Origin of the sequence: Pseudomonas sp. (genome assembly GCF_030696055.1) — a bacterium.
In the GTDB taxonomy this organism is placed as follows: Bacteria; Pseudomonadota; Gammaproteobacteria; order Pseudomonadales; family Pseudomonadaceae; genus Aquipseudomonas.
On the sequence record NZ_JAUYNP010000238.1, the window covers coordinates 1 to 8907 of the forward strand.

General features: G+C 57.2%; 8 protein-coding genes, 1 tRNA gene and 1 pseudogene. All 10 read right to left on the reverse strand.

From position 1 onward, the window contains the following. Window positions 1-676: pseudogene (locus Q8Q83_RS13985) on the reverse strand (DNA-directed RNA polymerase subunit beta'); the annotation flags it as partial. A 64-nt stretch (window positions 677-740) separates the two neighbouring features. Next, window positions 741-4814: a DNA-directed RNA polymerase subunit beta gene (gene rpoB, locus Q8Q83_RS13990; RefSeq protein WP_305624685.1), complete on the reverse strand. Its 4074-nt coding sequence runs from the start codon at window positions 4812-4814 to the stop codon at window positions 741-743. 219 nt (window positions 4815-5033) lie between these two features. Further along, window positions 5034-5399, reverse strand: coding sequence for a 50S ribosomal protein L7/L12 (gene rplL, locus Q8Q83_RS13995; RefSeq protein WP_305624687.1), 366 nt, complete (start codon window positions 5397-5399; stop codon window positions 5034-5036). 81 nt (window positions 5400-5480) lie between these two features. Further along, window positions 5481-5981, reverse strand: coding sequence for a 50S ribosomal protein L10 (gene rplJ, locus Q8Q83_RS14000; protein WP_255837026.1), 501 nt, complete (start codon window positions 5979-5981; stop codon window positions 5481-5483). 201 nt (window positions 5982-6182) lie between these two features. Next, complete coding sequence (gene rplA, locus Q8Q83_RS14005) at window positions 6183-6878, reverse strand: 50S ribosomal protein L1 (protein WP_274087698.1); 696 nt, start codon at window positions 6876-6878, stop codon at window positions 6183-6185. Further along, the gene (gene rplK, locus Q8Q83_RS14010; RefSeq protein WP_069522401.1) at window positions 6878-7309 is read right to left on the reverse strand and encodes a 50S ribosomal protein L11; all 432 of its coding nucleotides are present in this window, start codon (window positions 7307-7309) and stop codon (window positions 6878-6880) included. Before rplK ends, rplA begins: the two co-directional genes overlap by 1 nt. Window positions 7310-7425: 116 nt before the next feature. Beyond that, a complete protein-coding gene (gene nusG / locus Q8Q83_RS14015; RefSeq protein WP_305624691.1) occupies window positions 7426-7959 on the reverse strand; it encodes a transcription termination/antitermination protein NusG in 534 nt (177 codons plus the stop codon). A gap of 9 nt (window positions 7960-7968) precedes the next feature. After that, entirely contained in the window at window positions 7969-8337 is a 369-nt protein-coding gene (secE, locus tag Q8Q83_RS14020; protein ID WP_305624693.1) for a preprotein translocase subunit SecE, read from the reverse strand. A 43-nt stretch (window positions 8338-8380) separates the two neighbouring features. Next, a tRNA-Trp gene (locus tag Q8Q83_RS14025) sits at window positions 8381-8456 on the reverse strand. A gap of 53 nt (window positions 8457-8509) precedes the next feature. After that, a partial coding sequence (locus Q8Q83_RS14030; RefSeq protein WP_305624695.1) for an elongation factor Tu occupies window positions 8510-8907 on the reverse strand: 398 nt, incomplete at its 5' end.

The following is an 8907-nucleotide window of genomic DNA, read 5'->3' on the forward strand; positions in this document are numbered from 1 at the left end:
CTTCCATCAACTTCAGACGCTTGGACAGCTTTTTGATTTTGGTTTCGGAGTTGGTTTGCGGAATTTCTTCGCGCAGACGGCCAATCTCGTGTTCCAGGTCGATAGCGTGCAGCAGTTCACGGACAGCTTCGGCACCCATGCGGGCATCGAAATCGTCGCCGAACTCTTCCAGCGCTTCGAAGTACTGCTCGTCGTTCAGCAGCTGGCCCTTCTCCAGGGTGGTCATGCCCGGATCGATAACGACATAGCTCTCGAAATAGAGCACGCGCTCGATATCACGCAGGGTCATGTCCATCAGCAAACCGATACGGCTCGGCAGCGACTTGAGGAACCAGATGTGGGCAACCGGCGAAGCCAGTTCGATGTGCGCCATGCGCTCACGACGAACCTTGGCCAGTGCCACTTCAACGCCGCACTTCTCGCAGATCACACCGCGGTGCTTCAAGCGCTTGTACTTACCGCACAGGCACTCGTAATCCTTTACCGGGCCAAAGATCTTGGCGCAGAACAGGCCGTCACGCTCAGGCTTGAACGTACGGTAGTTGATGGTTTCCGGCTTTTTAACTTCACCGAACGACCACGAACGGATCATCTCAGGCGAGGCCAATCCGATACGGATGGCGTCGAACTCTTCGACTTGACCCTGGTTTTTCAGCAAATTCAGTAGGTCTTTCAAGGCCTTTCCTCCTGGCGGAGCAGAGAGCGGGCTGTGCAGCCCCGCTCTCGATTCGCGTCACGTGTTATTCGGTTTCCAGATCGATGTCGATACCCAGCGAACGGATCTCTTTGATCAGTACGTTGAAGGACTCGGGCATGCCCGGCTCCATACGGTGATCACCGTCCACGATGTTTTTGTACATCTTGGTACGGCCGTTCACGTCGTCCGACTTCACGGTCAGCATTTCCTGCAGGGTGTAGGCGGCGCCGTAGGCTTCCAGTGCCCAGACCTCCATCTCACCGAAGCGCTGACCACCGAACTGCGCCTTACCACCCAGCGGCTGCTGGGTAACCAGGCTGTAGGAACCCGTGGAACGCGCGTGCATCTTGTCGTCCACCAGGTGGTTCAGTTTCAGCATGTACATGTAGCCAACGGTGGTCGGACGCTCGAACTGGTTACCAGTACGGCCGTCGATCAGGCGCATCTGGCCGCTCTCTGGCAGATCCGCCAGCTTGAGCATGGCCTTGATCTCGCTTTCCTTGGCACCGTCGAACACCGGAGTGGCCATCGGCACACCGCCACGCAGGTTCTTCGCCAGGTTGAGGATTTCCTGATCGCTCAGTTCATCCAGGTTTTCCTGACGGCCGCCGATCTCGTTGTAGATCTGCTGCATAAACTTACGCAGCTCGGCGACCTTGCGCTGCTCTTCGAGCATGCGGTTGATCTTCTCGCCCAGACCTTTGGCCGCGAGGCCCAGGTGGGTTTCGAGGATCTGCCCGACGTTCATCCGCGAGGGTACGCCCAGCGGGTTGAGGACGATGTCGACCGGCGTACCGTTGACGTCGTGCGGCATGTCTTCGACCGGCATGATCACCGAGACCACACCCTTGTTACCGTGACGACCGGCCATCTTGTCGCCCGGCTGGATGCGGCGACGGATTGCCAGGTAGACCTTGACGATTTTCAGCACGCCCGGCGCCAGGTCATCGCCTTGCTGCAGCTTGCGCTTCTTGTCTTCGAACTTGTCGTCGAGCAGCTGACGGCGGTCGGAGATGTAGGCCTGGGCCTTTTCCAGCTGCTCGTTGAGGGCGTCGTCGGCCATGCGCAGCTTGAACCACTGGCCGCGTTCGAGGCCGTCGAGGAACTCGTCGGTGATCTCCGCGCCTTTCTTCAGGCCAGCGCCGCCTTCGGCTTTCTTGCCAACCAGGGCGGAACGCAGACGCTCGAAGGTCGCGCCTTCAACGATGCGGAACTCTTCATTGAGATCCTTGCGGATCTCGTCGAGCTGGCTCTTCTCGATCGACAGGGCACGAGCATCACGCTCAACGCCGTCGCGGGTGAAGACCTGCACGTCGATGACAGTACCCTTGGTGCCAGTCGGCACGCGCAGGGAGGTGTCCTTAACATCGGACGCCTTCTCACCGAAGATCGCACGCAGCAGCTTCTCTTCCGGAGTCAGCTGGGTTTCGCCTTTCGGCGTGACCTTGCCGACCAGAATGTCACCTGGGCCCACTTCAGCGCCGACATACACGATGCCCGCTTCGTCCAGCTTGTTCAGCGCGGACTCACCGACGTTCGGGATGTCGGAAGTGATTTCTTCCGAACCGAGCTTAGTGTCACGCGCCACACAGGTCAGTTCCTGAATGTGGATGGTGGTGAAACGATCTTCTTGCACCACGCGCTCGGAGAGGCAGATGGAGTCTTCGAAGTTGTAACCGTTCCACGGCATGAACGCGACGCGCATGTTCTGCCCCAGTGCCAGTTCACCCATGTCGGTGGACGGGCCGTCGGCCAGGATGTCGCTGCGCTCAACCTTGTCACCCTTGCTCACCAGCGGACGCTGGTTGATGCAGGTGTTCTGGTTGGAGCGGGTGTATTTGGTCAGGTTGTAGATGTCGACACCGGCTTCGCCAGTTTCAACTTCGTCGTCATTGACGCGAACCACCACACGACTGGCATCGACCGAGTCGATCACGCCGCCACGGCGAGCCACGACGCACACGCCGGAGTCGCGCGCCACGTTGCGCTCCATGCCGGTACCTACCAGCGGCTTGTCGGCGCGCAGGGTCGGTACAGCCTGACGCTGCATGTTCGAACCCATCAACGCACGGTTGGCGTCGTCGTGCTCGAGGAACGGAATCAACGAAGCGGCAACCGAAACTACCTGCTTGGGCGATACGTCCATCAGGGTGACGTCTTCAGGTGCCTTAACGGTGAATTCGTTGAGGTGACGCACGGCCACCAACTCATCGACCAGCTGACCCTTGTCGTTCATGGTCGCCGAAGCCTGGGCGATCACGTGATCGGCCTCTTCGATGGCGGACAAGAACACGATTTCGTCGGTCACCAGGGTGTCTTTCACCACACGGTACGGGCTCTCGAGGAAGCCGTACTGGTTGGTGCGCGCGTAGGCGGCCAACGAGTTGATCAGACCGATGTTCGGACCTTCAGGAGTCTCGATCGGGCACACGCGGCCGTAGTGGGTCGGGTGTACGTCGCGGACTTCGAAGCCGGCGCGCTCACGGGTCAGACCGCCCGGGCCAAGAGCCGAAACACGGCGCTTGTGGGTGATCTCGGAGAGCGGGTTGTTCTGGTCCATAAACTGCGAGAGCTGGCTGGAACCGAAGAACTCTTTCACCGCCGCCGCAACCGGCTTGGCGTTGATCAGGTCTTGCGGCATCAGGCCTTCGCTTTCGGCCATCGACAGGCGTTCCTTGACCGCACGCTCGACGCGCACCAGGCCAACACGGAACTGGTTCTCGGCCATCTCGCCGACACAACGAACGCGGCGGTTACCCAGGTGGTCGATGTCGTCGACTATGCCTTTACCGTTACGGATGTCGACCAGGGTCTTGAGGACCTCGACTATATCTTCGCGGCTCAGTACGCCGGAACCTTCGATCTCGGTACGACCGATACGACGGTTGAACTTCATCCGGCCCACGGCCGACAGGTCGTAACGTTCGGCGCTGAAGAACAGGTTGTTGAACAGGGTCTCGGCAGCATCCTTGGTTGGCGGCTCGCCAGGACGCATCATGCGGTAGATCTCGACCAGCGCTTCCAACTGATTGGTGGTGCTGTCGATCTTCAAGGTATCGGAGATGAACGGACCGCAATCGATGTCGTTGGTGTACAGCGTCTCGATGCGTACGACCTGAGCCTTGACCACTTTGGCCAGGATCTCGACGTTCAGCTCGGTGTTGCACTCGGCGATGATTTCGCCGGTAGCCGGGTGCACGATGGCCTTGGCCGTGGTGCGACCGATCAGGTAATCGATCGGTACTTGCAGCTCTTTGATGCCGGCCTTGTCCAGCTGGTTGATATGGCGCGCGGTAATACGGCGGCCTTGCTCAACGATGACCTTGCCCTTCTCGTCGAGGATGTCGAGAACGGCGATTTCACCACGCAGACGCTGCGGTACCAGTTCCAGGTTGAGGGACTCGCCCTTCACGTGGAATATGTTGGTCGCATAGAAGGCGTCCAGTACTTCTTCGGTGCTGTAACCCAGCGCGCGCAGCAGTACCGAGGCCGGCAGTTTGCGGCGACGGTCGATACGCACGAATACGGCGTCCTTCGGGTCGAACTCGAAGTCCAGCCAGGAACCGCGGTACGGAATGATCCGCGCGGAGTACAGCAGCTTGCCGGAGCTGTGGGTCTTGCCACGGTCGTGGTCGAAGAATACGCCCGGGGAGCGGTGCAACTGGGAGACGATAACGCGCTCGGTACCGTTGATAACGAAGGTACCGTTCTCGGTCATCAGGGGGATTTCCCCCATGTAAACTTCTTGCTCTTTAATGTCCTTGATCGCTTTGTTCGACGATTCTTTGTCGAAAATGATCAGACGGACTTTTACCCGCAGCGGCACAGCGAAGGTCACGCCGCGCAGTACGCATTCTTTGACATCAAAAGCCGGCTCGCCCAAGCGATAACCGACATACTCCAGAGCAGCATTGCCGGAATAGCTGATAATCGGGAAAACAGACTTGAAGGCCGCATGCAGGCCAATGTCGCGGAACTGGTCCTTGGTCGCCCCTGCCTGCAGGAATTCGCGATACGAATCCAGCTGGATGGCCAGGAGATAAGGCACATCCATGACATCCGGCAACTTGCTAAAGTCCTTGCGGATACGTTTTTTCTCAGTATATGAGTAAGCCATCAGCGTTCCCCAGCTTGGTCACCTGCTTATTTGGCCCCTCCGACGGGAGTTGCCAGAAACTCTTGCAAACCCTAGGTTTGCGCCGCCACATCGGGCGGGTATTTCCCATTCGAGGCCAGCCAATGATTAGCCGACCTAGAACGGAAAAAGGCCGGTGGCAAAAGCCACCAGCCATCAGCCTTACGCGAGTCGCTCCGGCTGTAGACGCAAGGTCGTCGCTTACTTGAGCTCGACTTTGGCGCCAGCTTCTTCCAAGGAAGCCTTGGCTTTGTCAGCTGCGTCTTTAGCAACAGCTTCCAGAACCATGCCAGGAGCGCCGTCAACCACAGCCTTGGCTTCTTTCAAGCCCAGACCGGTCAGCTCGCGAACAGCCTTGATCACGTTTACTTTCTTCTCGCCGGCTTCAAGCAACATCACGTTGAATTCGGTTTGTTCTTCAGCGACAACAGCAACGGCAGCAGCCGGGCCAGCAGCAGCGGCGGCAGTCACACCGAACTTCTCTTCCATTGCCTTGATCAGTTCTACAACCTGCATCACGGACATGTCGGAAACGGCGTTGATGATGTCTTCGTTGGTCAGAGCCATGACTCTAATTCCTGTATTGGGGGACAGCCTTCGCGGCCATCAAATTAAACAAATAAGATTGAAAGAGGTTATGCGGCCTTATTAGGCTGCAACGCCTTCTTTCTGGTCGCGAACAGCCGCCAAAGTACGAACGAACTTGCTGGTGGCGCCTTGCATCACGCTCATCAGCTGAGAAATCGCTTCGTTGTAAGTCGGCAGAGTTGCCAGTACGTCGATCTGATTGGCTGCGAGGAACTGACCCTCGAACGCAGCTGCTTTGATCTCGAACTTGTCCTGACCCTTGGAGAACTCTTTGAAGATACGGGCAGCAGCGCCCGGATGTTCATTGGAGAACGCAATCAGGGTCGGGCCTTTGAACACGTCGTTGAGCACGTCAAACTGAGTGCCTTCAACGGCGCGGCGCAGCAGGGTGTTACGTACAACACGTACGTACACGCCAGATGCGCGGGCCTCTTTACGGAGTCCGGTCATAGCACCTACAGTCACGCCACGGGCATCAGCCACGACAGCGGAAAGGGCAGCTTTGGCAGCCTCGTTGACTTCAGCGACGATGGCCTTCTTGTCTTCGAGTTTAATTGCCACGGGTAAAACTCCTGCTTGTTACCGTATCGCCCAACCGAGGCTGGACGGCGTTTTGGTGTCTGATTCGGTAAGGAATCGGGAGCACCAGCTGCGTAGGCTTGAGGTTTAAGGCTTGCGCCGCCTACGGTCTTGGATAGCCCCCGCCAGGCAGGGACCCCAATTTTTTCAGGGCGACGCAATCATCTGCGCCGCCCACATTTATTACGCGTCGAGCGAACCTTGATCGATGATCAGGCCTGGACCCATGGTGGTGCTCAGGGTCACGCGCTTAACGTAGATACCTTTGGAAGTCGATGGCTTCAGACGCTTGAGGTCGGAAATCAGGGCTTCAACGTTCTGCTTCAGCTTCTCGGCATCGAAACCGACCTTGCCAACCGAACCGTGAATGATGCCGTTCTTGTCGGTACGGAAACGTACTTGACCAGCCTTGGCATTCTTGACGGCAGTGGCAACGTCAGGGGTAACGGTACCGACCTTCGGGTTCGGCATCAGGCCACGCGGACCCAGCACTTGACCCAACTGACCAACAACGCGCATTGCATCCGGGGAAGCAATAACCACGTCATAGTTCAGATCGCCGCCTTTCATTTCAGCAGCCAGATCGTCCATGCCTACGCGGTCAGCGCCGGCAGCCAGAGCGGCCTCAGCAGCTGGACCCTGGGTGAACACGGCAACGCGAACGCTCTTGCCCGAACCGTTCGGCAGCACGGTAGCGCCACGAACAACCTGGTCGGATTTACGCGGGTCAACGCCAAGGTTAACGGCGATATCAACGGACTCAGAGAACTTAACTGCCGACAGTTCAGCCAGCAGAGCGGCAGCTTCAACGAAGTTATAAGCCTTACCAGCTTCAACCTTCTCAGCGATTGCCTTTTGACGCTTAGTCAACTTAGCCATTACACACCCTCCACGTTCAGGCCCATGCTGCGAGCGGAGCCAGCGATAGTACGCACGGCAGCGTCCATATCGGCGGCGGTCAGATCAGCCTGTTTGGTCTTGGCGATCTCTTCCAGCTGAGCACGAGTCACAGTGCCAACCTTGACGGTGTTCGGACGAGCCGAACCACTGGTCAAGCCAGCAGCCTTCTTCAGCAGAACCGAAGCCGGGGTGCTTTTGGTTTCAAAGGTGAAGCTACGGTCGCTATAAACAGTGATGATCACTGGAGTCGGCAGACCAGGTTCCATGCCCTGGGTGCGGGCGTTGAACGCCTTGCAGAACTCCATGATATTCACACCGTGCTGACCCAGAGCCGGGCCAACAGGCGGGCTTGGGTTGGCTTGTGCAGCCTTTACTTGCAGCTTGATATAAGCCGTTATCTTCTTAGCCATGAGCTACTCCAAATGCGGGTTCTAGCGCCTGACGGCTCCCCGGTTATTACCTGTTTATCCCAGTGACGACAAAACCCCGCAGCCTAGGGCTGCGGGGTAAGGGATGCTTTTGTCAGTTATGCCTTTTCGACCTGACTGAACTCCAGCTCGACCGGCGTCGAACGACCAAAAATGGTCACCGCCACCTGGATTCGGCTCTTCTCATAATTCACTTCTTCAACCACACCACTGAAATCAGCGAACGGACCATCGGTCACACGCACCATTTCACCCGGCTCGAACAAGGTCTTCGGCTTTGGCTTGTCACCGCTATCGGCAACACGACGGAGGATTGCATCCGCTTCTTTTTCAGTGATTGGAGCCGGCTTATCGGCAGTACCACCGATAAAGCCCATGACGCGCGGCGTATCCTTGATCAAGTGCCAAGTCGCCTCGTTCATCTCCATCTGCACCAGGACATAACCCGGAAAGAACTTACGCTCGCTCTTACGCTTCTGGCCATTGCGCATCTCGACTACTTCTTCAGTAGGGACGAGAATTTCGCCAAAGCCATCTTCCATTCCAGCGAGCTTTACACGCTCGATCAGCGAGCGCATAACATGCTTCTCGTAACCCGAGTAAGCATGCACAACGTACCAACGCTTAGCCACGGGACACCTTTAACCGACAATCAACGAAATCAACCAGCCGAGCAGGGAATCAAGCCCCCACAACAACAGCGCCATCACCAAAACAACAGCCACAACAATCAGCGTGGTCTGTGTAGTTTCTTGACGGGTCGGCCAAACAACTTTACGAATCTCGACGCGCGCCTCTTTTGCCAACACCAGAAAGGCCTGACCTTTCGAGGTTTGCAACGCAACAAAGCCTGCAACAGCAGCAATCACCAGCAGGACCAATACGCGGTACAGAATCGGCTCGGCAGAGAAGTACTGATTACCAACCACGCCAACCACCACAAGCGCGGCAGCCGCCAACCACTTGATCAGATCAAAGCGTGAGTCTTTGGCTTCAGCCTTAGCATTCATTTACGAGAATCCTGTAAAAAGACGCGCCAGATTCATAAGAAAATGGCAGGTCAGGAGGGAATCGAACCCCCAACCTACGGTTTTGGAGACCGTCGCTCTGCCAATTGAGCTACTGACCTAAAACAAAATCAGGCCGACCATTATGCCGGCCCGACAGGGACAGATCAACCGATTACTCGATGATCTTGGCTACTACACCGGCGCCGACGGTACGACCGCCTACACGAATAGCGAAACGCAGACCGTCTTCCATCGCGATAGTCTTGATCAGGGTAACGGTCATTTGCACGTTATCACCCGGCATTACCATCTCAACGCCTTCTGGCAACTCACAGTTACCCGTCACGTCAGTAGTACGGAAGTAGAACTGCGGACGATAGCCCTTGAAGAACGGAGTATGACGACCGCCTTCTTCTTTGCTCAGCACGTAAACTTCTGCAGTGAACTTGGTGTGCGGCTTGACCGAACCCGGCTTAACCAGAACCTGGCCACGCTCAACGTCGTCACGCTTGGTACCGCGCAGCAGAACGCCGCAGTTCTCGCCAGCACGACCTTCGTCGAGCAGCTTGC

Excerpts from the sequence above, each read along its gene's own strand:
- rpoB (WP_305624685.1), bottom strand. The coding sequence starts at position 4,814 with ATGGCTTACTCATATACTGAGAAAAAACGTATCCGCAAGGACTTTAGC.
- rplL (WP_305624687.1), bottom strand. The coding sequence starts at position 5,399 with ATGGCTCTGACCAACGAAGACATCATCAACGCCGTTTCCGACATGTCC.
- rplA (WP_274087698.1), bottom strand. The coding sequence starts at position 6,878 with ATGGCTAAGTTGACTAAGCGTCAAAAGGCAATCGCTGAGAAGGTTGAA.
- rplK (WP_069522401.1), bottom strand. The coding sequence starts at position 7,309 with ATGGCTAAGAAGATAACGGCTTATATCAAGCTGCAAGTAAAGGCTGCA.
- secE (WP_305624693.1), bottom strand. The coding sequence starts at position 8,337 with ATGAATGCTAAGGCTGAAGCCAAAGACTCACGCTTTGATCTGATCAAG.